General features: G+C 71.6%; 1 protein-coding gene. It reads left to right on the forward strand.

Going from position 1 to position 489, the window contains the following annotated elements; genetic code table 11:
* Positions 1-489: Ig-like domain-containing protein (locus tag EN781_RS33830; RefSeq protein ID WP_348631401.1), on the forward strand; the 489-nt coding region annotated here is incomplete at both ends.

Genomic DNA, 489 nt, shown 5'->3' on the forward strand with positions numbered 1-489 from the left:
ATTCGATGTCGTGCGCGTCGAAAGCAATGGCTCGATAGTCGTTGCCGGCAATGCGGCGCCCAATTCCAAGGTCGAGATCCTGAACGGCACGACCGTGCTCGGCTCGACCGTTGCCGGTCCGGACGGCGCCTTCGCCGTCGTCCTTGACGATCCGCTGAAGCCCGGCGACTACACCATCACGCTGCGCTCGACGACCGGCGATGTGGTGACCGCCTCGGTGCAGACCGCCGTCGTCTCGATCCCGCAGAGCCCAGCCGGCCAGGTGCTTGCCATGGTCGAGGAACCGGGCAAGCCGTCCGAACTGCTTACCGTCCCGGCACCGGAGACGAAGCCCGCGGCACCCGCCACTGGCGACCAGGCGGCCGCTCCGGCGGCCGAAGCGCCCGCCGCTACGGCTCCGGCCGCGCCGGCCGCGGTTGAAGCCGCGCCAGCACCAGCGCCCGCTGCGCCGGCAACGCCGCCGGCGGCACCGGCGGGCGAGCCCAAGAT

It is taken from the genome of Mesorhizobium sp. M4A.F.Ca.ET.090.04.2.1, from assembly GCF_003999085.1.
Lineage (GTDB): Bacteria > Pseudomonadota > Alphaproteobacteria > Rhizobiales > Rhizobiaceae > Mesorhizobium.